The sequence below is a fragment of the Buttiauxella warmboldiae genome (assembly GCF_003818135.1).
GTDB lineage: Bacteria > Pseudomonadota > Gammaproteobacteria > Enterobacterales > Enterobacteriaceae > Buttiauxella > Buttiauxella warmboldiae.
Window position 1 is genome coordinate 1 of the sequence record NZ_RPOH01000013.1, and the last position, 24,521, is coordinate 24,521.

Genomic DNA, 24,521 nt, shown 5'->3' on the forward strand with positions numbered 1-24,521 from the left:
AAAACCTGCCGCGGCAGGTTTTTTTACGCCTGTTATTTAGCGCTTCACCTCTTTACATCCACATTTATTGCTGTTGGCACTCATTATCAGCAAGCAGATGAGCGAGAGCCTGATTTGTAACCAGCGCCTCGATAAAAGGCGGCGACAGAGAAAGCCTGCGGGCTGCACGTGGGTTGTTTGATCAATCCTCAACAATGGATGATTGCCTCACATGCGTTGCCACTAGTACTATGGCGGCCATTGCGAAACAGGAGAGAAAAGATGTCTGAACAATTATCCGCCGACCAGGAACTGGTCTCCGACGTGGTAGCCTGCCAGTTGGTGATCAAGCAAATTCTGGATGTTATTGATGTGATTGCGCCCGTTGAAGTGCGCGAGAAAATGGCTAACCAGCTAAAGACGATTGATTTTGCCACCCATCCGGCAGCGGCGGATCCGGTGACCCGCCGTGCGATTCAAAAAGCAATTAGCCTGATTGAGCTGAAGTTTACTGCGCCAAACGAAGCGCATTAATTTTGCCGCTTGATAGCCCTGGTGAAAGGGCGGTTTTCTCTCAAAAGAGAGTCATCACCAGCAGATAGCTCGCCGCGCAGGCACAGCTGACGCCGATAAGCCCGGGTAAAATAAAACTATGGTTAATGATAAATTTACCAATCCTGGTGGTGCCGGAACGATCAAACCCGATGCAGGCCAGATCGCTTGGATAGGTTGGCAGCACAAAGTAACCATAAGAGGCCGGGAAGAAGGCAATTAGCATTTTCGGTTCGACACCCAGCATCAACCCCATCGGGGCGACTGCGGTTAACGCTGCGGCCTGGCTATTCACCAGCTTAGAAACTAAAAACAGCACGATGGCGTAGGTCCAGGGGTGGTTTTTTACCACCCCTTCCAGCGCCATTTTCAGCTCTTCAAGGTGCGCCTGGAAGAAGGTGTCGCTCATCCAGGCCACGCCGAACACCGAGAAAATCGCCACCATCCCGGCTTTAAACACCGCGCCGTTGGAGATTGCCGCAGCGTTCACCTTGCACACCATCAGCATTACCGCACCCGCAATCAGCATCATCATCTGGATAACCAGATTCATCGACAGCGGCTTGAGCGCGCCTTTCATCTCAAATACCGGACGCAGCGTGGGAATCGCTCCCAATAGCACCACCACTAAAATCCCGGCGAAGAAGATCCACGTTGACCAGTAGGCCTGTTTTGGGAACACCTGGTTCATCAGGGTTTCGCTGCTGCCGTAGATAAATTCGCGCTGTTTTGGATCTGTCAGCTTTTGCTGGAACTCTTCATCATCTTCCAGATTTTTACCGCGCCGCAAACTCCACAGGGCGGCAATCAGCACGCCAAATAACGAGGCGGGCACGGAAACGCAAAGAATATCAAGAATGCCCCACGCGTGACCGATGCCGTGGTTAGCCGCCAGAATCGAAATCAGCGACACCACCGCTACCGAAACCGGAGATGCCGTGATCGCCATTTGCGATGCCACTGATGCGACCGCCATAGGGCGTTCCGGGCGAATCCCTTTTTTGAGCGCAATATCGGCAATAATCGGGAACATGGTGTATACCACGTGTCCGGTGCCGCACAGAAATGTCAGCATCCAGGTGGTGAAGGGGGCGAGCAGAGTAATATGCTGAGGATGTTTACGCAGCAGCCGTTCGGCGAACTGCATCATTACATTCAGACCGCCTGCGGTTTGTAATGTGGCGGCGCAACCAATGACGGCAAGAATGGTCAGCATCACATCAACCGGGGGTTTTCCTGGCTCAAGGCCAAATACGAAAGTGAGAATGAACAAGCCAATTCCGCTGATAAGGCCAAGCCCCATCCCGCCAAAGCGTGTTCCTACCAGAAGACATAAAATGATGACAATAAATTCAATGGTAATCATAGTAATCCCTTAACGTTACGCAGGTTAATAGCATTGCAGAACGTAAGGGTTACCAATGAGACATAGATCTTATTTGTTAAAAATCAATAAAAACAGATGGTTAATAACATTTCATTAACACCCCGCCCGGAAGCGGAGTGGCGATTTAGAACGGGCAGTGCGAACGCTGGAGGCGAGGAAGTTTTGTCTCGTCGTTTGTGATATCAATCACCAGCACATTTTCGCCCCGCTTAAGTGCAATTCGCATGCCTTCACTATCGGGCAAGACCTGCATATCGGTGATTGGCTGCTGGTTGTCAAAATCCCACGCGCAAACAAACTCAGGGCTTTTGTCATCGCTGCGCAAAACCAGATAACTTAGATCCTCAATAGCCGGATTATCGGGAGCCTTTCCTTGCCAGAGTTCGGCCTTCCCGTGTAGCCACAATGCCTGCCCATTCAGTGCCGTGCCAAAATTGCGCGGCTGGCTGTTAGTCAGTTGAGCGCAATACGCATCCTGCATAATTGCAAGCGGCCCGGTGTGGCTGAATGTCGCCAGTTCACCCTCGACATCAAGCGCTTTGCCATGAAGATGAAGTGTCCAGTCAACCTGTTGGCGATGCGGATTTTGCACGTTGCTGATGTCAATCAGGGTGTTGTCCAGCCACAGTAAACGGCGACGGAAACGCACATCGCGCCAGGCATCGCTATCCCACTGCACGCGCGTATGGCTATCCAGTTCCGGTGGCGTTTGCCGCCAGTCCACCTCTGCATCGAGCCAGCAAAACGCCTCGCTTTCATGATACTGGCGCACCACGGAAATCGCAGGCGGCTGGTTCGTTTGGTTAACGGAAATCGTATTATGCGTGGCGCTGTTTTTGTAATACGTGTAATGCATTGGCGCGCCGTAACCGGTCGTTCCCAGGTCGGGTAAAATTTCTTCCGCACCATTAAACAGCACAAGATTCAGGCGATCGTAGTGGTCATGTTCGCCACCGTAAGGGGCATGTTTCACCAGCAGAGCACGCTGCTTTGCAGCGTTGCGCCAGAGGGTCAGGCCGCAATCAGGGGCATGTAAATGCCCGGTGGGGATCAACTCCGGAACCTGTTCTGGCAATGGACGAGTGTAGAGAAATGCATCCAGATTCAGGCGTGGATGATACTGATTCATCGCCTTTAACGCGGCGGCATATTGGCTATCCTGATAGTAATACCACGCAAATTCATAAAGATGGCCGTGATCGAGTTTTTCCTGTCCGTAGATACAATCATTGATGCGCGGGAAGGTGCCGTCTGGCATCAACAACATCAGTGGGAAACTGAGCATCTTTTTATAATAGGGTTCATTGAGCAGACTCCAGCGTGTACCCATCGCCAGCTTTTCAAACGCCAGAAAACCTTGCAGGGCGTAGAAATGGTAATGAACCGAGCCTTCAAACCACAACCCTTCTTCAAACAGACCGTGTTCCAGTTGATAACGCAGCCCATAGGGCTGGTTTACCGCAAACTCCAGCAGCGAATTATCATCCAGAACCAGACCCATTACACCCACCGCGCAGCCGATTTTGACCTCATGGTTATGTAATTGCGCAGTGCGGTGAGCTATCAAAAATTGCGCACCTTCTCGCAGCAGGCGCGTGATGATGTATTCACGTTGCTCTGCGGTCAGTGCTTCAGCGATGCAATCAAACCCGAGGGTGAAATCCAGCAGGCAGTTGGCTTCGCACAGCGTCTGGGCGTTCATTTTCCCCGGCCCGTTATAAGGAATATCACCGTGAATGGCATAGCCTGGGTAAAACTCCGCATAGCGCATCAGCAAATCACGGACTTTCTCGAAATAAATGTGCTCACCGGTTAATTGCCATAACACACCAAGCTGGTGGCAGGCTTTGGCATTTAACCCGTTCAGCTCGCGCCACCATGCGCCGTCATAAGGCTCACCGCTAAACTGCCGCCCGTCTACCGGGCAGCAATGAGAGGCAGGGGAGTGTCTGTCCCACATCAGCCTGACCCCGTGGTCGGGGCAATAATAATAGAGATTCCACGTTGCCAGTGCCGTTTCAGGCACGTGCAACGGGTTGTTCAGAGCCACCGAATTATCGGCAATCAATTGTTCAATGATTGCTGGCTGCTGTTTAATCCGTTGCCGAAGAAGAATAAGTTGTTGCGTGGTGAACTGCTTCATCGCTCGATCCTTATTCTCATTCAGTGTTGTTTTAACGGGGTAATAAGATGAGAAATATCGTCCGGATATTTTGCCATTAACCACTCCGCTTTTTCAGTAAACAGTTTGTCGTCAGGCCACGCGCGAGCGACGCTCACCATATTCACCAACGCTTTTTTATCATCCATTTTATCAATATCCTTCCATGGCCAGGTTTTATTGCTATTCACGAAGTGTGCGACGTAGGTATAACCCTTGCGCAGGCTGTGATCGTCAAGATTGAAATTCCATACATCAACCCCGGTCACTTCCCCTAAACGCCCCAGCTTGTTGTAAGCCTCAAGGTGGAAATTGCTGTAATGCCAGGGGCGAGTGCGCTCAATTTCCGCCATCTGGCGGCCTTCTTTATCAAAATGAGAAGGGATTCGGCGCAGTTGCGTGATTTGCAGCCGTTTTTTAGCCGCCTGCACATCGCCACTAAACAGGGCAAATGACGCGGCCTGTAAATCAAAATAAGTGCCGTGGTTGTTGTGCCAGTTGTCCTCTTCAAAACCGTTCTGGCTGGTGGTCATCCAGTGATAAAAATCGCCATACCATTGTTTTATCTGCCGGTAGTCATCGTCGCTCAGAACATTAGCCGGGCGTAACAATTCAACAGCATCAATCACCTCCACCAGGGCGCGGCTATCAATCAGGCCGATTCCTCGTCCATCGTTAATGCCTGGAATAGCCTGCGCGTGTTGCAGATTTGGGTTCATGCGCGTTTCGGGCTTCACAAACCAGTTCAAAAGCTGAGCGCGGGCTTTTTCGGCATAGGCCGGTTTTTGCGTAAATTGCCACGCCAGCGCCAGCGTCCAGACATCATTGCTCATGTTGACCAGGCGTTTTTTGTCCGTGGCATCACTGTTGGCATCAGGGTTAGTCTGACCATCTTTGCGAATATACGGCAGCCCATCTTTGGTCGTTGGGTCCGGCCACCAGTATGGCGGGAAACTGTAGTAATCATGTTTATCACCGCTGGCCGCGGTAAGGGTTTTATCCATCACGGAATACAGCGGTTTGGTTAGCGCTTTATCCGCTCCGGCAATCAGTTTTTGATATGCGCCGATAAACTGCGGATTTTGTGCCTTTACCTGTTGTTGGCTGTAGCGTAAATCATCCAGCTTTATTTGCAGCGGATGCGCATCGGCGGCATACAACGGTGAAGTCATTAATACTCCTGCAACCGCCAGCGAAATGAATGACAGGCAGGGCAATAAAGTGGGTTTGCTCGAACACATATTTTCTCCGTCCATCGGTAGAATGAATTCAGGTTGATAAAAGCCATCACCTTATTAATTGTCGGTGTTATTAGTATTCATCGGTTATGAGAGTGGAAATAATATTATTGATGTTGCCTGCGCAGTGTAAGAGGCGGAATTAATTTTTATGTGATGTACTTCAAACTCTTGTTTATGATGCTAAATAACCCCTGAAAGCGAGTTGTAGATCACGAAAAAGAGCAGTTTTAAATCTAGTTTTATAATTTGCTAAATTTGTTTATATTTATATTGTCATGTTTTTATTGAACATTTTTTATTGTGTGTTTTGTGTCGCATTTTTAAATGTGATTGATGACACACTTCTGTATTGTGAAACGGCATTTCTGTTTTTGGTCGTTGTGTTTAACTCAACTATTCTATTTAATTATTGGGCAGCTTTTCTTTTATCAAAAATAATCTGCTTCACTCCATTTATTCAATTATCAAACCTCTTAAAATAAGGATGTGAAAATAAATGTTCGCTACAAAATTAAAATCCGTATTTCTGATATCCGCACTGGGGTTAAGTGCTTCACAAGCATTTGCAGCCCAAACGCTTAATGTCTGGATTCGTGCCAGCAACGACTCAAAAAATATCTACAAGCAAGAAGCGGAAACCTTTGAAAAAAAGACCGGCATTAAAATCGAATATTTTAATGCCACAACTGATTTCGAGCAGCGTCTGGCGCGTGCGGCGGCGGGCAATGCGCTGCCGGACCTTATCTTCAATGATGCGGTCGCCATTGGACAATTCATCCAGCTTGGCATCGCCGAAGAAATCGACCCGAAAGCAATCGCCGGTGGCGACAATATTTACCCAACCGCCTGGGAAAGTACCCGCTACACCGACGGGAAATACTATGGCGTGCCGACATCCGCTCAAACCTTCGCCCTGTTTGTACGCAAAGACTGGCGTGAAAAGCTGGGAATGCCCGCGCCAAAAACCTGGAGCGATATCGAGAAACTGGCAAAAGCCTTTACCACGCAAGACCCCGACGGCAATGGTAAAAACGACACCTACGGTTTTCTGTTGCCAGGCTCTACCACTCGCGGTTATGCCTGCTGGTTTATGAGTGCCTTCCTGTGGCAAGCCGGGGGTGATTTTATCCGTGAAGGGGCGATAAAAGGCACATTCAAAGCCTCGCTCGATGAACCCGCTGCGACGGAAGCCTTGCAGTTTATGCGCGGTATGTTGTGCGAAAAAGTGGTCCAGCCGGGCGCTATCAATGCCACGACGGCCGATATCATCCCTTCATTCCGCTCCAGCCAAACCGGCATGTTCTTCACCGGGCCGTATCATATCGCGTTATTTGATAAAGACCCCGGCAAAGACAAGTTTGAAGTGGTGATGCTCGAAGGCCCGAAAAACAGCGCCACGCTGGCTGAAGGCACCACGGTCTTTATGATGAAAAGCAGCAAGAACAAAGAAGCAGCCCGCAAGTTCATCGAATTTATGATTTCCCAGGAAGGGCAAGAAATCGGCATGGGTAAAGGCAGCAAACATATGCCAGTGGTGCGTTTGCCCGTGAACAAACAAGTAGACACGCAAGCGGTGTATGACGACGCGCGCTGGGAGAATTTCGCCAGACTCTACGCCGAACAAGGCCGCTATGTACCACAAGTGCCGAACTGGACGCCAATCCGCCAGATAACCGCCGATGGTTTTAACCGTGTTCTGGCTGACTGCAATAGCGATATCAATGCGGAGCTGAAAGCCACCAACGAGAAGGTCAACGCTGAACTTGCTAAACAGCAGGTGCTGGCGAAGTAGGTTTGGTGCCAAACGGTGGATGATGCTGCGTTTATCTACCCTACAAAACCAGACGTAGGGCGGATAAACGCAGCGCCATCCGCCACTTAACTTCAAAAAAGAGCAAAAAAACGATGTTAACTTCTCGCCAGAAACGAAACCTGGTGCCGTGGATATTTTTGGCTCCGGCACTGGTCATTTTTACCTGGTTTAAATTCATCCCCATGCTGCAAGGGTTGGTGATGAGTTTTTACAAGGTGAACTTCAATCAACCAGATGAATGGGTTGGGTTTGCCAACTTCGCCCGCGCTTTTGCCGATATCGAACTGCATTCAGCCGTGTTCAACACCTTTCTTTATGTCGTGGTGACGATGGTGGTTGGGGCGGTACTGGCATTTTTCCTGGCTATGTTGCTTGAAGGTCCCGCCCGCCATTTGCGCTTCATCCGTACCGCGATTTTCCTGCCTGCGGTAACGAGTGCGGCTATCGTCGCTGAAATGTGGCGCATCTTGTTTAACCCAACGCCGAACGGGGTGGTGAACCATATTCTGAGTTGGTTTGGCGTGGCCGACCAGGGGTTCCTCGCCAGCTCCGATCAGGCGCTGTGGGTGATCATGCTGCTGCATATCTGGAAAGCGGTGCCATACAACATGGTGATATTTATCGCCGGCCTGGCGGGTATCAGCCGTGATTTATATGACGCGTCAAATGTTGACGGCGCGAACTGGTGGAACCGCCTGCGCTACGTCACGCTACCTGGCATGATCCCAGCTATTTCCGTGGTGTTGATGCTCTCGTTTATCCGTGGTTTCCGCGTGTTTGCCGAAGTGTACGCCACCACCGGCGGCGGGCCGTCCGGTGCGACAGAGATGATCATGACCCACATCTATAAACTTGGTTTTGAGCAATTTGACTACGGCTATGCTTCGGCGGTGTCGTTCCTGTTATTCGCCTTCACCGTGGTGCTGACGATTTGTCATCTCACGCTGAAAAAGCGCATTGCCCGCTATTAAGGAGCTGCCCATGTTAGGTAAACGTTGGGATACCGTAGGCCGCTGGATGATTTATGGCCTGCTGTTAATGGTATTTGTCGGGCCGTTCTGGGGCATTGTTGCCACCGCATTCAGTGGTGCACCCGTGAAGCCTGGTGAACTGTTGGCCTGGCCGAATGAGTTTTCAATGGAGAATTTTATCTTTGCCTGGCAGGACATTGGTGTCTGGCAATACCTGTTGAACTCGATGGTAGTGGTGTTCTTCGGCACCATTTTGCAGGTCTCTGTCAGTGCGCTGGCGGCCTACGCCTTAGCGCGCAAAAAGTTCGTCGGCGTCTCGTTGGTCAGTTTGATCATCCTTTCCACCATGATGCTACCGGAAGAGGTGATCGCCATTCCGCTGTACATGATTATCAACTGGCAACTGCCGCTGATTGACTCGTCACTCTATAACACCTATCTGGGCATGATCATGCCGGTGGTGGGCTGGGCGTTTTCCATCTTCGTGCTTAGCGAATTTATGGCGGCGATCCCCAAAGAACTCGAAGAAGCTGCGCGTATCGATGGTGCCAATGAATGGCAGATTTTCTTCCACGTTATCTTGCCTCTGGTTAAACCGGCGCTCGGGACGGTTGTGACCTTCGGTTTCATCATGATTTGGGACCAGTACCTGCTGCCGCTGATTGTGGTGAACCACGACAGCCTGAACACCATTCCGGTGATCCTTGGCCGCTTGCGTACCGATGAAAGCATCACACCAAACATCTTTATTGCCATCACCTTACTGGCGATGTTGCCGAGCATCATTGTGTATCTCGGTCTGCAAAAACATTTCAATCGCGGGATTATGTCCGGCGCGGTCAAAGGATAAGGAGCGACACATGGGGTCTGTAGTGCTTAAAAATGTCTGTAAATCATATGGCGACGCACACGTTATTAAAGATGTCTCGTTGACCATTCCAGACGGTGAGTTCTGTGTGTTGGTTGGCCCGAGTGGCTGCGGCAAATCTACCTTGCTGCGCATGATTGCCGGGCTTGAAGAGATTACCGGCGGCGAGGTGGCGATTAATGAAAAAGACGTCACTGACGTTGAGCCGAAGCTGCGCGATATTGCGATGGTGTTCCAGAGTTACGCGTTATATCCGCAAATGACCGTGCGTGAAAATATGGGCTTTGCTCTCAAAATGGCCAAACTGCCAAAAGCGGAAATCAGCCAGAAAGTGGAAGCGGCAGCCGACCTTCTCGGCCTGGGTGTACTGCTCGACCGCCTGCCAAAAGATTTATCCGGCGGCCAGCGCCAGCGTGTGGCGATGGGGCGGGCCATTGTGCGTAATCCGCAGGTGTTTTTATTTGATGAACCGCTCTCAAACCTCGACGCTAAACTGCGCACTCAGGTGCGGGGCGAAATTCGTGAGCTGCATCGCCGCCTGAAAACGACCTCGGTCTACGTGACTCATGACCAAATAGAAGCCATGACCATGGGGCAGATGATTGTGGTGTTACGCGAGGGGCGTATCGAACAGGTCGGTAGCCCGCTGGAATTATACGACCGCCCGGCAAATCTATTTGTCGCCGGTTTCATCGGCTCGCCTGAAATCAACCAGTTAAAAGGTGAAGTGGTACTACAAAACGGAGAGGTGATGTTACGTCTTGCCGATGGCTCTTTGTTAAGCTTGCCGCCGGGCGTGCAGGTGAAACCGCAGCAAAAAGTAGTGTACGCAATACGCCCTGAACAGGTCAATGTGGTGGATGAAAGCGAGCAAAGCGGGGCGCTAAAGGCGACCATCACCGCCATTGAAAACACCGGCTCCGATATGCAGTTGTTCTGCAACACTGGCGGGGGATCCTTTACCTCGGTATTTAAGCAGCGATTAAATGTACGGGAAGGTGAAACGGTATGGCTGCAGCCCAGAGTGACCGGTATCCACATTTTTGATGCCGACAGTGGGCAGCGCGTAGCGTGTCATTAAGAAGGAGCGATTGATGAAGTTATACACCCTGGATGTCACGTGCCTGGAGAATGCCCGCCGTGGCTTACAGCAACCTTTTTCGCCGCTGCAACTGGCGCTGGGGAGACTGGTTAGCGAGGCGGATAAACTCCACGGGCAACCCCCTGAAAGCGTAGTGCATAAAAAGCTGCGCCCGGTGAGTGGCGACCCGCACGACTACTACAGCCTGGGGACTTACTGGTGGCCCAATCCACGCAGGCCGAATGGCCTGCCGTACATCCGCCGCGACGGGCACACCAACCCGCAATGCCAGAACAATGACACTGACACCACGCGCATTATTCGCATGTGTGAACGTAGCCTGACGCTTGGGTTGGCATGGTATTTTACCGGGCATCGCAAATACGCGCTTGCGGCGGCGGAGCAAATCAAGTGCTGGTTCCTTGATGAACAGACGCGCATGAACCCGCATTTGAATTACGGGCAGGCGATCCCAGGGATAGTCTCCGGGCGCGGCACCGGGCTTATCGACACGCGCTTATTGTGGATGGTTATCGACACCATCGGGTTGATAAGCGATGCAGGCGTACTGGATACCGACGACATTATCGGCTTGCATCAGTGGTTCCGGGACTTTAACCACTGGATGTTCTATAGCGATGTTGGCCATTCGGAGTACGTCTGGCACAACAACCACGGCACCTGGTATGATGCGCAACGCGCGGTGAATGCGCTGTTCTACGGTGATAAAGGGCTGGTGGCGCGGATTATCCAGCAGGGAATCACGCAACGCATGGCGGCGCAAATTGACCAGGAGGGCAAACAGACCATGGAACTGGAGCGCCCGGTGCCGTTCCACTATTCCTTGTTCAATCTCGAAGCCCATTTGCTGCTAAATCGCTATGCCGAACATGTCGAATTCGACCGCTGGAATGCGGAGCAAGATGGCCGAAGCGTGAAGCTCGGCATTGATTATTTAATGCCGTTTATTGCCGATCCTGATTTGTGGCCGTACCGCGATCTGGACGGTATCGTCTGGGATAGCGCTTTGCGCATATTACTGCAATCTATGCGTGGATACCCGAAAGAAGCTGCGCGATATAAAACCGTGCTGGCGAATTTCCCGGAAGATACGCTGAATTTACGCGAACAACTGATGTGGTGTGCCTGAAAAATAACAGAGGGAGTGTCGGGTGGTGACCACCCGACAGTTTAATAATTAATGATGCTGATGGTTGACGAAGGTTGTCAGAAGCTTATCCGTCTGGCTCATACATAATCCTGCTTTATGAGCGTGGCGTACTTCGTCGAGAATAGTATTAAGCAGCAATCCCTCCTCCTGTTGCTCCTGGTCCATGCTTTGTAGAAACGCCAGCGTCTGTTCGTCCTTTAACGCCGCCGCTTCAGCGCTCAATGTGCTTAAGATGGCGCAGCGCTGTTGATAATCCTCAACCATTTTTTCAAACAGCGCTTCCAGTGAGCTGCAGTCGCATCTGCCGGGTAGCGCTTCAATGCTGCCCACAAAGGGGTTGGCACCCGCCTGCTTCATAAAATTAAATATCCTCATCATCTGCGTCACGTTACATTGAGCCTGTTTTCTTAAGAAAGTTGCAGCACCCGTCAGGCTCTGTTCTGAACACCAGTTGCTCAACCGCAAATAGAGATTGGAGGAATAAAAATCACGGTTAATCTGTAAATTTAGTTTTTGAACCATACCTGAAGTTTCCATAATCATTTCCTTATTGAGCCGGAACATCGGGGTTAGCTTTGCGTATTACGATAAGCGAGCTGCCAGAGGAAATGACTGACAAAGAAGAAACGCGTTTTTCTTCTTTGCGATGGTCAGTCAAAAATTAATTTATTTTACTTATTGTTTACGGCTACCTCCGGCGCGCTTTGTGAGAATGCTTGCGGCTTGTCATCAGTCTGGTAGTTAACTTTGTAGGTTGTTATCGAACATAATTTAAATAACTCATTGTGGCTGTGATTGAGCGCTGAATAATGCATCCGTCATGCCGCAGTTTATTGTGTCAGATCATATTTTGTTGTCTGCTCAGCTTAGCCCGTGACCATTTGCGATATTGCAACGGCGTCTGCAGCATCATTTTTTTAAAACAGGTAATAAAGTAAGTCGCTTCAACAAAGCCGACCTCCTGGGCGATGGCATCAATGCTTAGGGGAGAAGTGCGCAGCAGATCGCAACTTTTCTTAATGCGCCGCGTCAGTAAATATTCATGAATACTGCCTCCGGTTTGCTGGCGAAAAACACGTGAGGTATAGCTGCGAGATAAACCGATGGATTGCGCCAGTTCATCCAGGACAAATTTCTCACCGTAATGGTTCTCTATCCAATGCATGATGCGCGCCGCAACGGTTTGTTGTTGCGGGATAAATTGCTGGGGAACAGCGGGCAGGAAAGCCATGATTTGCATCACCATCAACGCCACATCGCTGGCCGTGGAGTGGCTATTAGGATCGAGTTTGTCGAACTGCTCAAGAATGGCCTCCATAAATGCGGCCTGTTCACTTAAATCATACACCTGAGCCGGAACATGGCTGGCGCAGAAGGCGGAAAATTGTGCCTGCTGGCGCGGAAACGCAAGCAGCGTGCTGATAACAGAAGAGTGTTCGATGTGCATGGTGGTGCGGTGATACTGATTTTTATCGCTGGCATCGACATGCACCTTATGCAGCCGGAATGGCGGGAAGATAAAAAGTCGCCCCGGGCGTGCGGTGTAATGTTGATTATCTACCACAACGATGCCATATCCTTTTGAAATATAGAGAAACTCAACGCACTGGTGCCAGTGATAATATCGGGCGCTGGAAGCCCGCAGTCGATGAAATGAGATAACCTGGCTGTCGAGGGTAATTCGCTCCATTAATTGTGGTTCACTCATTTTCCCTCCAGGACAATAATTTTAAATTTTTACGCTATGGTTTGTAATTTATTACCCCGCTAAAAAGAAAAATCCAGCGAATATGAAATAACGGTTTATTTTTGTGATGCGGCTCACTCTGAGGCGTGACTAAAAGCGGCTACTCTTTGTCTCAATGCGCCGTAAAGCGTACTAAAAATATGAATAACAATAACTTAGTTTATTCTCGTGTCTGACGGGAGGACATGGTGCAACCTGAAAATATCATCCTGAATAACCCATTTAAAAGCAGGGTCGATCTGCGTGAGTTGGTGAGTGAATTATTGAATACCGTTTCGCCATTATTTAAAAAAGATGCCAGCCGTATCGACCTTTTAATCAGTGCCATTTTGGCAGGGGATGGCATCGCGTTTGAGGCGCAATCTTGCCCGCAAGCCATTATCAGCGAGGCTGCTGTACGCCTGGTGATGGGTCATCAAAGCAAACTCCTGAGTCTGGAGAGTCACCAATGAACATATCGACACCTACGCGTACCGCGCAGATAAAAATGAGCAGTTTTATCTTCCTTTATTTTTTCACCTGGTCTTCAAGCTTCGGGCTATATGCCCTGTGGCTGAGTCAAAAAGTCGGTTTAGACAGCATCACAATCGGCAGCGTTTTCGCCATCAATGGCGTCTTTGCGGTAGTGATGAAGCCGGTCTATGGCTACATCATGGACAAAATCGGTATGAGCAAATGGCTGCTCTATTTTGTCTGTGTTATTTCGGCGTTGATGGCACCATTTTTCGTGACCGTCTATCAGCCCCTGCTGCTGACACACACCACCATCGGTATTGTGGCGGGGGCGTTTTACCTGAGTCTCGGCTGGTACGCAGGCGTTGCGGCATCTGAATCTTATGCTGACCGCTTTAGCCGCTTGTACGGCCTCGAGTTTGGGCGCATTCGCATGTGGGGATCGCTCGGCTGGGCCATGGCAGCCTCGGTATCCGGTCTGTTATTTAACTACACGCCGCTGGCAAATTTCCTTGTCAGCAGCACCACCTCGGTATTGATGCTGTTGGTACTGATTAGCCTGAAGATTGGTGATGAACAGCTGCGCAATAACAATGTGATTTCAGCGAACAAAATCGTCTTTACGGATGTGCTCATGCTGCTGAAAAACCGTAAATTCTGGATGTTCAGCCTGTATGTGGCGGGAGTGGCCTGGATGATGTTTGTAGCAGAGCAACAGTTCCCGCGCTATTTCGTCTCGTTCTTCGCCACCAAAGAGCAGGGGAATGCGTGGTACGGCTACCTCAGCACGGTGCAGTCCGGCATGGAATTCGTGATGATGATGTTTATTCCGGTGCTGGTGAATCATTACGGTGCCAAAAAAGGACTGTTGTTATGCGGCTGCGTAGTAGGGTTACGCCTGATTGCTTCGGGCCTGACAACCGATCCGTTGGTGATATCCATTATCAAACCGTTCTACGGAGTAGAAATCGCATTACTGCTGATTTCGGTCTTTAAATACATTGCCGAACATTTCCACAAGAAAGTTAACGCCACTATGTATTTGCTGGGTTATCAGGCGATGATTTATGTCGGCTCAGTTGTTGTGGCACCGCCCGCGGGCTACCTGTATGACAAAATCGGCTTTGAACACACCTATTTAATGATGGGCTGCTGCGCGCTGATATTCACCCTGATTTCCGCTTTTACCCTTTCGCATTGCCAGGCAAAACGCGATGAACTCCACTCGAACACTCCCAATTTAGACGCCGTACCGGTTGAACCGGTAAAACATTAATTAAAGGAAACGTTATGACCCGTACTTTAGTCACTGAAAATGTGGTGACCGAGCCACTGCGCCCTATTGAATTACACCAGATAGACCGTCTGGCGCTGAGACATAAGCTGGATAAAGCTTTGCACAGCGTCACTAACAAGCTGGATAAGATTATTGTCATCGTTGGGGACAAATTCCCGAACGAAGCCTGTGAAGGCGGCAAGTGGAAACCTGCTGAGAATAACGAGTGGACCACCAGTTTTTGGCCAGGGCAATTGTGGCTGGCGTGGGAGATGACAGGCGATGACAAGTATCGTCAGGCAGCAGAGCGCTATTTGCCCTCTTTTACGCAGCGTTTAGACCAGCGTATCGAAACCGCGACTCACGATTTGGGCTTCCTCTATACGCTTTCGTGCGTCAATGCCTGGCGCTTAACCGGCAATGAAATGGCCCGTCAGACCGCATTACAGGCCGCAGATATTTTGATGGAACGCTACAACCCGGTGGCGAAAATTATTCAGGCGTGGGGGGATTTAAATGATCCAGAGCAGCAGGGGAGGATGATTATTGACTGTAATATGAACCTTCCGCTGCTTTATTGGGCAAGCCAGCAAACCGGTGACGCACGTTATGCGCAGGCTGCTACGGCGCACGCACAGCAGGCAGCAAAGTATATCGTTCGCCCGGATGCCTCGACTTTCCATACTTACTATATGGATGTGGTAACCGGAGAACCGCGATTTGGCAATACGCATCAGGGGTACAGTGATACTTCCTGCTGGTCGCGCGGACAGGCGTGGGGGATTTATGGTTTTCTGCTTACCTGGCGGTATACCGACGATAGAAGTATGGTGGAGCTCGCCCGAAGCCTCGCGCATTACTTTATCAACCGTCTGCCGGAAGATGATGTTTGCCACTGGGATCTGGCGCTGCTGGGAACCGATGCGGTACGCGATAGCTCAGCGGCGGCAATTACCGCCTGCGGCCTGCTGGAGCTGGTGAAAGCGCTGCCAGCGCTGGATGAGCACCGTGCCCATTATGAAGAAATGGCGCTGCGTATTATCGAGTCGCTCACCGATAACTATCTGGCGCGGGACGATGAAGCCTGTGAGGGGCTGCTGAAGCACTCGGTGTACCATATGGCAAGCGGTAAAGGTGTCGATGAGTGCTGTAGTTGGGGAGACTATTTCTATCTTGAAGCGCTGGTGCGTGTGCGCCAGACGTGGAGCCTCTACTGGTAAGCTGTGGCCCTCGCAGTAGTGCGGGGGCCATATTATGACAGTTAAATGTACGTACGCTTTTCTGTGTGAATACCCGTAGTAAGAGCCGTTCAATGACAGAAGCTGGCGGCTATACTGACTCTTTTCACCGGGAGTAAGCGATGCCTGGCGAAACCGACAGCCGACCCGGTTATGGGAAGCCGCGGAGGGGTTCATCAATTCTGGTCGCCCGCTCAACCGCAGGGATGCGTTGGCTATATTTATGGATGAATCTGCTAATTCATTTTTTATTTGTCCGACATAACCGTTTATTTTATGGCTTTAGCTGCTGAATATATGCACGGTTTTACTGTATTTCTGCCATGTGATTGCGCTCTCCTATGGACTTTTAATTTCCCGCTACAACTATCCCCAGCCCACAAAGTAAAAATCTCATGCGGCTAATAGATTGTTTTAACTAAATCTTACCCTACAGAAAATAAAATTGAGCGGGAGTTTACCATGCACAAATTTACTAAAGCGCTGGCGGCAATTGGCATCGCTGCCGTTATGTCACAATCCGCTATCGCAGAAACCATGAAGCTGGGCTTCCTGGTGAAGCAGCCGGAGGAACCCTGGTTCCAGACCGAATGGAAATTTGCTGATAAAGCCGGGAAAGACCTCGGGTTTGAAGTGATCAAAATTGCCGTACCGGATGGCGAGAAAACCCTTAATGCGATTGATAGCCTGGCGGCCAGCGGCGCGAAAGGTTTTGTTATTTGTACGCCCGATCCCAAACTCGGTTCAGCGATCGTCGCTAAAGCAAAAAGCTATGACATGAAGGTGATAGCTGTTGATGACCAGTTTGTTACCGCCAAAGGTAAGCCAATGGAAACAGTGCCTTTGGTGATGATGGCGGCGACTAAAATCGGCGAACGCCAGGGGCAAGAGCTGTACAAAGAGATGCAGAAACGCGGTTGGGATGTGAAAGCGTCTGCGGTGATGGCGATTACGGCGGATGAACTCGATACCGCGCGTCGTCGCACCTCTGGCTCAATGGCAGCCCTGAAAGCCGCCGGTTTCCCGGAAAAGCAGATCTACAAAGTTCCTACCAAGTCTAACGATATCCCAGGCGCCTTCGACGCCGCTAACTCCATGCTGGTTCAGCACCCGGAAGTGAAACACTGGCTGATTGTCGGCATGAATGACAATACCGTGCTGGGAGGCGTGCGTGCCACTGAAGGGCAGGGCTTTAAAGCACCGGATGTGATTGGCGTCGGCATCAACGGTGTGGATGCCGTTAGCGAACTGTCGAAAGCCAGCGCCACCGGCTTCTATGGTTCTCTGCTGCCAAGCCCCGATGTACACGGCTATAAGAGCAGCGAAATGCTCTACAACTGGGTCACCAAAGGTGTGGAGCCGGCAAAATTCACCGAGGTGACCGACGTGGTGTTGATCACGCGCGATAACTTTAAAGAAGAGCTGGCGAAAAAAGGATTAGGCGGTAAGTAATCCCCTGGGTGGATGGCGCTTGCGCTTATCCACCTTAGCCAAACCTCACTCTCGTAAACACAAACTGTTGGTCGGATAAGCGCATACGTCATCCGACATTGGGGTATGTCATGCAACACCAGACACCGTATCTCTCTTTTCGTGGTATTGGCAAAACCTTTCCCGGAGTGAAAGCCTTACAGGACATCAGTTTCGACTGCTATGCCGGGCAGGTGCACGCACTCATGGGGGAGAATGGCGCCGGAAAATCAACGCTTCTGAAAATTCTGAGCGGGAACTATGCGCCGAGCGAAGGCAGCATTGTGCTGCGCGGCGAAGAAGTCACCTTTGCCGACACGCCTGCGGCCCTTAATGCCGGAGTCGCCATAATCTATCAGGAGCTGCACCTGGTGCCGGAAATGTCGGTCGCCGAGAATATTTACCTCGGGCAGCTTCCGCACAAAGCCGGTTTTGTGAACCGCTCCTTGCTCAATTACGAAGCCAAACTGCAGCTTGAACATCTTGGTCTGGATATTGAACCGGGCACGCCGCTTAAATATTTATCCATTGGCCAATGGCAAATGGTGGAAATTGCCAAGGCGCTGGCGCGTAACGCAAAAGTGATCGCCTTTGACGAGCCGACCAGTTCTTTATCACGTCGTGAAATTGACAACCTGTTCCGCGTGATCCGTGAATTACGCGCCGAAGGCCGGGTGATCCTCTACGTTTCGCACCGCATGGAAGAGATCTTTGCCCTGAGAGATGCCATTACCGTCTTTAAAGATGGGCGCTACGTGCGCACTTTTGACGATATGCAGCAGGTCAACCATGACTCGCTGGTGCAGGCGATGGTCGGGCGTGAACTGGGGGATATCTATGGCTGGAAACCCCGGGAATACGGGGCCGAGCGTTTGCGTCTTGATAGCGTAAAAGCGCCAGGCGTGCGGACACCCATTTCGCTTTCGGTGCGCAGTGGCGAAATTGTCGGGCTGTTTGGTTTGGTCGGCGCCGGGCGCAGCGAACTGATGAAAGGGATGTTTGGCGGCACACGTATCACCGACGGCAAGGTGCTGATTGATGGCGATATCATCAATATCCATAAGCCCGCCGATGCGATACGTGCGGGCATGATGCTGTGCCCTGAGGATCGCAAAGCTGACGGTATTATTCCGGTGCACTCGGTGCGCGACAATATCAATATCAGCGCGCGGCGCAAGCATGTTAGCGCAGGTTGCCTGATTAACGAGCGCTGGGAAAGTGACAACGCCGCAGCGCATATCCGTTCCCTGAAGATCAAAACTCCCTCGGCTGAACAGCCGATTATGAATCTCTCCGGCGGCAACCAGCAGAAAGCTATTTTAGGGCGCTGGCTATCGGAAGAGATGAAAGTGATTCTGCTTGATGAACCTACACGCGGCATTGATGTGGGGGCAAAACACGAAATCTATAACGTGATTTATGCGCTGGCAGCCAAAGGCGTGGCGGTGCTGTTTGCCTCCAGCGACCTGCCCGAAGTGCTGGGCCTTGCCGATCGCATTATTGTGATGCGCGAAGGGGAAATTGCCGGTGAATTACTGCATGGCGAAGCCAGTGAGCAACAGGCCCTGGGCCTCGCGATGCCAAAAACCAGCGCGTCTGCCGCTTGAGTAAGGAGAAAAAAATGTCTGCATTAACCACATCGGGCAACAGCAAGAAGAAGCCGTCGAATCTGAGTTTCGGACGTATCTGGGATAACTACGGCATGCTGGTGGTGTTCGCCGTGCTGTTTATCGCCTGCGCTATCTTTGTGCCCAATTTCTCTTCTTTTGTGAATATGAAGGGGTTAGGGCTTGCCATTTCGATGTCGGGAATGGTGGCCTGCGGCATGTTGTTCTGCCTTGCGTCCGGTGATTTCGACCTCTCTGTGGCCTCGGTGATTGCCTGCGCGGGGGTCACTACGGCGGTGGCGATCAACATGACCGAAAGCCTGTGGATTGGCGTGGCGGCAGGGTTACTGCTTGGGATATTAAGCGGGCTGGTGAACGGCTTTGTGATCGCGCGGCTGAAAATTAACGCGTTGATTACCACGCTTGCCACGATGCAGATTGTACGCGGCCTGGCATATATTATTTCTGATGGTAAAGCCGTGGGCATCGAGGATGAGCGCTTCTTTACCCTGGGCTACGCTAACTGGCTGGGCCTGCCGGCACCCATCTGGTTGACGGTGGGTTGCCTGATAATCTTCGGTTTCCTGCTCAATAAAACCACCTTTGGGCGCAATACGCTGGCGATTGGCGGTAACGAAGAGGCCGCGCGTCTGGCGGGGGTGCCGGTCGTGCGTACCAAAATCATCATCTTTATTCTTTCAGGCTTAGTCTCGGCTGCGGCAGGAATTATCCTTGCTTCGCGTATGACCAGCGGCCAGCCGATGACCTCTATTGGCTACGAGCTGATTGTCATTTCTGCCTGCGTGCTGGGGGGCGTGTCGTTGAAGGGCGGGATCGGTAAAATTTCTTATGTGATTGCCGGGATTTTGATTCTTGGTACCGTAGAAAACGCCATGAACCTGCTGAATATTTCACCGTTCTCGCAATATGTGGTGCGCGGGCTAATTCTGCTGGCGGCGGTTATTTTCGACCGCTATAAACAGAAAGCCAAACGCGCCGTCTGAGTGTTGATATCGATTAGCCGGGAACGCCTGAAAAACAGTTTCCGGTTAATCTTTATTTGGCAGAAAATCCAGATATTAAATGTGATATTCCCTGCCTGATTAGTGGTTCATTCCATAAACTATTGCAAAGTAAGAGGTAAATCACTGTAACAGTTTCATGGCTAAAGTAGAGTCGGCAGCCTGAATTCGGCTTCAAGGAGATGAGCCAATGAGCAGTGATGTCAATTACACCAGCAGTAAAGTGCGCGTTCCTGGCAACCGTAAGTTCGATACAACCTGGGTTCTGAGTCTTTTTGGTACCGCAGTGGGGGCAGGGGTGCTGTTTCTGCCAATCAACGCGGGGATGGGGGGATTCTGGCCGTTAGTCGCGCTGGCCATTATCGTGGGCCCCATGACGTGGCTTGCCCACCGTGGACTCGCTCGTTTTGTCTTATCTTCACGCAACCCCGGCAGCGATATCACCGAAGTTGTAGAAGAACATTTCGGTGCGAAAGCGGGTATCTTAATCACGCTGCTCTACTTCTTTGCCATCTACCCGATTCTGCTGATCTACGGCGTGGGCATCACCAACACTATCGACTCGCTGATGGTCAACCAGCTGGGCATGACCCCGCCGCCGCGCGCGATCCTGTCGATTGTGCTGATTGTCGCACTGATGGCGGTGATGCTAACCAGCGAGCGAGTGATGCTGAAAATCACCGAGCTGATGGTCTACCCGCTGGTGGGAATTTTACTGTTCCTCTCCCTGTATTTGATGCCGCACTGGAACACCGCGGCGCTTTCCCAGGTGCCCACCGCCATGGATTTCACCACCACCCTGTGGCTGACTATTCCGGTGTTGGTATTCGCCTTTAACCACTCCCCGGCTATCTCCTCTTTTGCCCTGTCGCAACGCCGTGAATACGGGAATCAGGCAGATGAAAAGGCGAGCCAGACGCTGCGTAAAACCTCGACCATTCTGCTGGCCTTTGTGATGCTGTTTGTCTTTAGCTGCGTGCTCAGCGTGACGCCAGCCGATCTGATGGCGGCCAAACAGCAAAATATTTCGATGCTGAGCTTCCTGGCTAACAAATTCGATAATCCGTTAATCTCTATCTTTGGTCCACTGGTGGCGATTCTGGCTATTTCCAGCTCCTTCTTCGGCCATTATCTTGGCGCGCGTGAAGGCCTGCATGGTCTGGTGAAAAAAATTGCCCATCACAACGGCAAACACTTTGACGATCGCCAGCTGAATAAAGCCATTGCGCTGTTCTTTATGCTGAGCCTGTGGCTGGTGGCGACCCTCAACCCAAGTATTCTTGGCATGATTGAATCGCTGGGCGGCCCCATTATCGCGATGATTCTGTTTATCATGCCGATGTATGCGATTCATAAAATGCCGGCGCTGGCGCAATTCCGCGGCAAAGCGAGCAATATCTTTGTTACCGTAATGGGGCTGGTGGCGATTTCAGGTCTGATCGCCAGCTTCTTCTGACCCCTCCTCTCTTCCTGTCTTTTCCTACGCCAGGCTGAACGTAGCCTGGCGATTTATCCGGAAAAATTGCGACCCCCGTCACCCTGTCTATACTTACATGGCTAATCATAATCTACCGTTACGGTAGGGATATTCATTATCTAAGGAGGAGCCGCTGGTGGCTGAAGTATCATCTGTACCGCCTCTCTTTTCAGGAAATCTTGCCTTTTTCTTCGACCTTGACGGGACGCTTGCCGAAATCAAACCCCACCCGGATCAGGTCTATATTCCCGCCGCGGTGCGCACATTGCTGCAAAAGATGTCTGTCATGAGCGGTGGGGCACTGGCATTGATTTCAGGGCGCTCAATGGCCGAGCTGGACAGGCTCGCCACTCCTTTTCACTTCCCGCTGGCGGGCGTGCACGGAGCGGAGCGCCGCGACATCAATGATAACACCCATATTGTGACGCTCCCGGAGCAGGTCGTGGCTGCGCTGCAACAGCAGCTAAGCACCGCGCTGTTAGCCTTTCCCGGTACGGAACTTGAGGCCAAGGGTATGGCTTTCGCGCTGCACTATCGCCAGGCGCCTTACGCGCAACAGGCCATTTTTGCACTGGCGCAACAAATGACGCAGCGTTACCCGGAACTGGCTTTGCAGCCGGGAAAGTGTGTTGTGGAGCTAAAACCATTGGGCATTAATAAAGGATCGGCGATTCGTTCGTTTATGCAGGAAGCGCCGTTTGCGGGCCGGACACCTGTTTTTATTGGTGACGATCTGACCGATGAAGCGGGGTTTCAACAGGTTAATGCCCTGGGCGGCGTCACCATCAAAGTGGGTGTCGGTGAGACGATGGCCAAATACAGACTGGCGAATGTACGCATGGTTTATCACTGGCTTGGCCGATTAACGCAGCATATAGAACAACAAAAATCAGACATTTTACGGGGAGAAGGTTATGAGTCGCTTAGTGGTAGTCTCTAATCGCATTGCGCCGCCGGATGACAAAAAAAGTAGCGCTGGTGGTCTGGCCGTAGGCATTTTGGGCGCGCTAAAAACGGCGGGCGGATTGTGGTTTGGCTGGAGCGGTGAGGTGGGCGATCCTGACGCGCCATTAAAAAAGAGTAAACGCGGTAATATCACCTGGGCCTCATTCAACCTCAGTAAAGAAGATTATCAAAGTTACTATCTGCAATTTTCCAATGCCGTACTTTGGCCCGCCTTTCACTATCGCCTGGACCTGGTTGATTACCAGCGTGAAGCCTGGGAAGGGTACTGCCGCGTCAACACGCTACTGGCGAGTAAGCTAAAGCCGCTGCTGGAAAACGACGATATCTTGTGGGTTCATGACTACCATCTGCTGCCATTTGCGGCGCAGTGCCGGAAGCAGGGGCTTAATCATCGCATTGGTTTTTTCTTGCATATTCCCTTCCCGACGCCGGAGGTGTTTAACGCGCTGCCGCCGCATCAGGAGTTACTTGAAGCGCTGTGCGAATACGATTTACTGGGTTTTCAGACGGAAAACGATCGCCTCGCTTTTCTCGACTGTATATCAAGCCAGACGCGCCTGGACCATAAGGGTAGCAACCAGCATCAGGCTTTTGGTAACACCTTCCGCACCGAGGTCTACCCGATAGGTATCGAGCCGGAAGAGATTAAACAGAGTGCTCAAGGACCGCTGCCACCAAAACTGGCGCAGCTCAAGGCTGAGCTGGGAAGCATCAAAAACATCTTCTCGGTTGAGCGGCTGGATTATTCCAAAGGCTTGCCGGAACGCTTTCTCGCTTTTGAAGCGCTGCTGGAAAACTACCCGCAGCATCACGGTAAAATTCGCTACACGCAAATCGCGCCAACTTCACGCGGTGATGTACAGGCCTATCAGGATATTCGTCATCAGCTGGAAACGGAAGCGGGGCGCATCAACGGTAAATATGGGCAGCTGGGCTGGACGCCGTTGTACTACTTAAATCAGCATTTTGATCGCAAGCTGGTGATGAAAGTCTTCCGCCATGCCGATGTTGGGCTGGTGACACCACTGCGTGATGGTATGAACCTGGTGGCCAAAGAGTATGTGGCGGCACAGGACCCGGCTAATCCTGGCGTGTTGGTCCTGTCGAAATTTGCCGGTGCGGCAAATGAGTTATCTTCGGCGCTCATTGTTAATCCCTACGATCGCGATGACGTTGCCAGCGCGCTCGATCGGGCATTAACCATGCCTTTAGCCGAACGTATCGCACGCCACAGCGAAATGATGGCGGTGATTGAGAAGAATGATATTCACCACTGGCAGCAGAGGTTTATTAGCGATCTAAAGCAGTGTGCGGTGCGAAGTGATAAATCGCATCTGGATAAGAAGGTGGCAACATTTCCAAAGCTTGCATGAGGATGAAGACAAGTGAAGTGCCCTGGTGAAATCACGTTATTTCGCCGGGGAGCCATCCCCTGATTTTGTCGTTAACTTAAATTTCACTTATCTCAGCGGCACCAGCAATACATCAATTTTACTCGCAGCGACAACAGCCTTCGCGCAGCAAATTATTTTGCTAAAAAAACGCTGGTTATGGTTGTCACAAATCACTAAATCCAGCGAACAGCGGTTACATTTTAGCAAAATATGTGCGCTTAATTCGCCTGTGATAATAATGCCGTCATAAGTAGGGATATTGGTTTTTAAAATTAATTTATCAATAAAAAACCGGATCTCCTCAAGCATTAACTCACGCAAATCCTCCATCATCGGGGGGCAAATTGAGTATAAAGTTCGGGATCGCAAGCCTGCGTAAGCAAGGTGATTTTCCATTTACAGGCCTCGTGATGGAAACGGCTTTCGCCAGCAGCTACTGGCTTTGTACGCTGACGGCGAGGGTACCAGAATATATTGAACTCATGGCAACTCCTGCGGCTTGAGCGCCCTGCGGGTAACTGCTTTCCCTACTACAACCTACCTTTTTACGCAAGGACAGTACCCGCTTAAAATGTGAGGTTACATTCGGAAAAAGATTAATATTGCTAATGAATTTCGGTTGTACAGGCAGTGGAATGCATCGATCG

21 protein-coding genes are annotated in these 24,521 nt (G+C 51.0%); 15 read left to right on the forward strand and 6 right to left on the reverse strand.

Annotation, left to right across the window (positions count from 1 at the left end; translation table 11 throughout):
* The first annotated feature begins 261 nt into the window (after window positions 1-261).
* Window positions 262-513 (forward strand): DUF2766 family protein, encoded by a 252-nt coding sequence (locus EHN07_RS04215; RefSeq protein WP_124022949.1) that lies wholly within the window; start codon window positions 262-264, stop codon window positions 511-513.
* Between the two features lie 40 nt (window positions 514-553).
* On the opposite strand, the gene EHN07_RS04220 is transcribed toward EHN07_RS04215, so the two are convergent.
* From EHN07_RS04220 to EHN07_RS04230, 3 genes are all read right to left on the reverse strand, one after another.
* The gene (locus EHN07_RS04220) at window positions 554-1,897 is read right to left on the reverse strand and encodes an anaerobic C4-dicarboxylate transporter (protein WP_124022950.1); all 1,344 of its coding nucleotides are present in this window, start codon (window positions 1,895-1,897) and stop codon (window positions 554-556) included.
* 145 nt (window positions 1,898-2,042) lie between these two features.
* Window positions 2,043-4,061, reverse strand: coding sequence for a heparinase II/III domain-containing protein (locus tag EHN07_RS04225; RefSeq protein ID WP_124022951.1), 2,019 nt, complete (start codon window positions 4,059-4,061; stop codon window positions 2,043-2,045).
* A gap of 20 nt (window positions 4,062-4,081) precedes the next feature.
* Complete coding sequence (locus tag EHN07_RS04230) at window positions 4,082-5,320, reverse strand: alginate lyase family protein (RefSeq protein ID WP_124022952.1); 1,239 nt, start codon at window positions 5,318-5,320, stop codon at window positions 4,082-4,084.
* 496 nt (window positions 5,321-5,816) lie between these two features.
* On the opposite strand from EHN07_RS04230, the gene EHN07_RS04235 reads away from it, so the two are divergent.
* The 5 genes from EHN07_RS04235 (at window position 5,817) to EHN07_RS04255 (ending at window position 11,203) form a co-directional block, all read left to right on the forward strand.
* Entirely contained in the window at window positions 5,817-7,112 is a 1,296-nt protein-coding gene (locus EHN07_RS04235) for an ABC transporter substrate-binding protein (protein ID WP_124022953.1), read from the forward strand.
* Window positions 7,113-7,225: 113 nt separating this feature from the next.
* A complete protein-coding gene (locus EHN07_RS04240) occupies window positions 7,226-8,104 on the forward strand; it encodes a carbohydrate ABC transporter permease (protein WP_034496117.1) in 879 nt (292 codons plus the stop codon).
* Between the two features lie 10 nt (window positions 8,105-8,114).
* Window positions 8,115-8,954 carry a carbohydrate ABC transporter permease gene (locus EHN07_RS04245; protein WP_124022954.1) on the forward strand — a complete coding sequence of 280 codons (840 nt, stop codon included), beginning with the start codon at window positions 8,115-8,117 and terminating at the stop codon, window positions 8,952-8,954.
* A 10-nt stretch (window positions 8,955-8,964) separates the two neighbouring features.
* A complete protein-coding gene (locus tag EHN07_RS04250; RefSeq protein ID WP_124022955.1) occupies window positions 8,965-10,053 on the forward strand; it encodes an ABC transporter ATP-binding protein in 1,089 nt (362 codons plus the stop codon).
* A gap of 13 nt (window positions 10,054-10,066) precedes the next feature.
* Window positions 10,067-11,203, forward strand: coding sequence for an alginate lyase family protein (locus EHN07_RS04255; RefSeq protein ID WP_124022956.1), 1,137 nt, complete (start codon window positions 10,067-10,069; stop codon window positions 11,201-11,203).
* A 48-nt stretch (window positions 11,204-11,251) separates the two neighbouring features.
* Here EHN07_RS04255 and EHN07_RS04260 read toward each other — a convergent pair whose 3' ends face one another.
* Both EHN07_RS04260 and EHN07_RS04265 read right to left on the reverse strand, forming a co-directional pair.
* Window positions 11,252-11,761, reverse strand: a complete 510-nt coding sequence (locus EHN07_RS04260) for a non-heme ferritin-like protein (RefSeq protein WP_124022957.1) — start codon at window positions 11,759-11,761, stop codon at window positions 11,252-11,254.
* A gap of 301 nt (window positions 11,762-12,062) precedes the next feature.
* Window positions 12,063-12,932, reverse strand: coding sequence for an AraC family transcriptional regulator (locus tag EHN07_RS04265; protein ID WP_124022958.1), 870 nt, complete (start codon window positions 12,930-12,932; stop codon window positions 12,063-12,065).
* Window positions 12,933-13,156: 224 nt separating this feature from the next.
* Between EHN07_RS04265 and EHN07_RS04270 the strand changes: the two genes are divergently transcribed.
* The 9 genes from EHN07_RS04270 (at window position 13,157) to otsA (ending at window position 23,853) form a co-directional block, all read left to right on the forward strand.
* On the forward strand, window positions 13,157-13,423 hold the full coding sequence (locus tag EHN07_RS04270) for a hypothetical protein (RefSeq protein WP_124022959.1): 267 nt from the start codon (window positions 13,157-13,159) through the stop codon (window positions 13,421-13,423).
* On the forward strand, window positions 13,420-14,700 hold the full coding sequence (locus EHN07_RS04275; RefSeq protein WP_124022960.1) for an oligosaccharide MFS transporter: 1,281 nt from the start codon (window positions 13,420-13,422) through the stop codon (window positions 14,698-14,700). The genes EHN07_RS04270 and EHN07_RS04275 overlap by 4 nt, the downstream gene beginning before the upstream one ends.
* A 14-nt stretch (window positions 14,701-14,714) precedes the next feature.
* Window positions 14,715-15,920 (forward strand): glycoside hydrolase family 88 protein, encoded by a 1,206-nt coding sequence (locus EHN07_RS04280; RefSeq protein WP_124022961.1) that lies wholly within the window; start codon window positions 14,715-14,717, stop codon window positions 15,918-15,920.
* A gap of 480 nt (window positions 15,921-16,400) precedes the next feature.
* Entirely contained in the window at window positions 16,401-17,390 is a 990-nt protein-coding gene (locus tag EHN07_RS04285) for an arabinose ABC transporter substrate-binding protein (RefSeq protein WP_124022962.1), read from the forward strand.
* Between the two features lie 110 nt (window positions 17,391-17,500).
* A complete protein-coding gene (gene araG, locus EHN07_RS04290; RefSeq protein WP_124022963.1) occupies window positions 17,501-19,015 on the forward strand; it encodes an L-arabinose ABC transporter ATP-binding protein AraG in 1,515 nt (504 codons plus the stop codon).
* Between the two features lie 14 nt (window positions 19,016-19,029).
* Window positions 19,030-20,019, forward strand: a complete 990-nt coding sequence (gene araH, locus EHN07_RS04295; RefSeq protein WP_124022964.1) for an L-arabinose ABC transporter permease AraH — start codon at window positions 19,030-19,032, stop codon at window positions 20,017-20,019.
* Window positions 20,020-20,227: 208 nt separating this feature from the next.
* On the forward strand, window positions 20,228-21,493 hold the full coding sequence (locus EHN07_RS04300) for an HAAAP family serine/threonine permease (RefSeq protein WP_124022965.1): 1,266 nt from the start codon (window positions 20,228-20,230) through the stop codon (window positions 21,491-21,493).
* A gap of 157 nt (window positions 21,494-21,650) precedes the next feature.
* On the forward strand, window positions 21,651-22,454 hold the full coding sequence (gene otsB / locus EHN07_RS04305) for a trehalose-phosphatase (RefSeq protein WP_124022966.1): 804 nt from the start codon (window positions 21,651-21,653) through the stop codon (window positions 22,452-22,454).
* Entirely contained in the window at window positions 22,429-23,853 is a 1,425-nt protein-coding gene (gene otsA / locus EHN07_RS04310) for an alpha,alpha-trehalose-phosphate synthase (protein WP_124022967.1), read from the forward strand. The genes otsB and otsA overlap by 26 nt, the downstream gene beginning before the upstream one ends.
* An 87-nt stretch (window positions 23,854-23,940) precedes the next feature.
* Here otsA and EHN07_RS04315 read toward each other — a convergent pair whose 3' ends face one another.
* Window positions 23,941-24,270 carry an adenine nucleotide alpha hydrolase family protein gene (locus EHN07_RS04315; protein ID WP_425267168.1) on the reverse strand — a complete coding sequence of 110 codons (330 nt, stop codon included), beginning with the start codon at window positions 24,268-24,270 and terminating at the stop codon, window positions 23,941-23,943.
* Window positions 24,271-24,521 lie beyond the last annotated feature (251 nt).

Coding starts and splice junctions, on each gene's coding strand:
- EHN07_RS04215 (WP_124022949.1), top strand. CDS start 262: ATGTCTGAACAATTATCCGCCGACCAGGAACTGGTCTCCGACGTGGTA.
- EHN07_RS04220 (WP_124022950.1), bottom strand. CDS start 1,897: ATGATTACCATTGAATTTATTGTCATCATTTTATGTCTTCTGGTAGGA.
- EHN07_RS04225 (WP_124022951.1), bottom strand. CDS start 4,061: ATGAAGCAGTTCACCACGCAACAACTTATTCTTCTTCGGCAACGGATT.
- EHN07_RS04230 (WP_124022952.1), bottom strand. CDS start 5,320: ATGTGTTCGAGCAAACCCACTTTATTGCCCTGCCTGTCATTCATTTCG.
- EHN07_RS04235 (WP_124022953.1), top strand. CDS start 5,817: ATGTTCGCTACAAAATTAAAATCCGTATTTCTGATATCCGCACTGGGG.
- EHN07_RS04240 (WP_034496117.1), top strand. CDS start 7,226: ATGTTAACTTCTCGCCAGAAACGAAACCTGGTGCCGTGGATATTTTTG.
- EHN07_RS04245 (WP_124022954.1), top strand. CDS start 8,115: ATGTTAGGTAAACGTTGGGATACCGTAGGCCGCTGGATGATTTATGGC.
- EHN07_RS04250 (WP_124022955.1), top strand. CDS start 8,965: ATGGGGTCTGTAGTGCTTAAAAATGTCTGTAAATCATATGGCGACGCA.
- EHN07_RS04255 (WP_124022956.1), top strand. CDS start 10,067: ATGAAGTTATACACCCTGGATGTCACGTGCCTGGAGAATGCCCGCCGT.
- EHN07_RS04260 (WP_124022957.1), bottom strand. CDS start 11,761: ATGGAAACTTCAGGTATGGTTCAAAAACTAAATTTACAGATTAACCGT.
- EHN07_RS04265 (WP_124022958.1), bottom strand. CDS start 12,932: ATGAGTGAACCACAATTAATGGAGCGAATTACCCTCGACAGCCAGGTT.
- EHN07_RS04270 (WP_124022959.1), top strand. CDS start 13,157: ATGGTGCAACCTGAAAATATCATCCTGAATAACCCATTTAAAAGCAGG.
- EHN07_RS04275 (WP_124022960.1), top strand. CDS start 13,420: ATGAACATATCGACACCTACGCGTACCGCGCAGATAAAAATGAGCAGT.
- EHN07_RS04280 (WP_124022961.1), top strand. CDS start 14,715: ATGACCCGTACTTTAGTCACTGAAAATGTGGTGACCGAGCCACTGCGC.
- EHN07_RS04285 (WP_124022962.1), top strand. CDS start 16,401: ATGCACAAATTTACTAAAGCGCTGGCGGCAATTGGCATCGCTGCCGTT.
- araG (WP_124022963.1), top strand. CDS start 17,501: ATGCAACACCAGACACCGTATCTCTCTTTTCGTGGTATTGGCAAAACC.
- araH (WP_124022964.1), top strand. CDS start 19,030: ATGTCTGCATTAACCACATCGGGCAACAGCAAGAAGAAGCCGTCGAAT.
- EHN07_RS04300 (WP_124022965.1), top strand. CDS start 20,228: ATGAGCAGTGATGTCAATTACACCAGCAGTAAAGTGCGCGTTCCTGGC.
- otsA (WP_124022967.1), top strand. CDS start 22,429: ATGAGTCGCTTAGTGGTAGTCTCTAATCGCATTGCGCCGCCGGATGAC.
- EHN07_RS04315 (WP_425267168.1), bottom strand. CDS start 24,270: ATGGAAAATCACCTTGCTTACGCAGGCTTGCGATCCCGAACTTTATAC.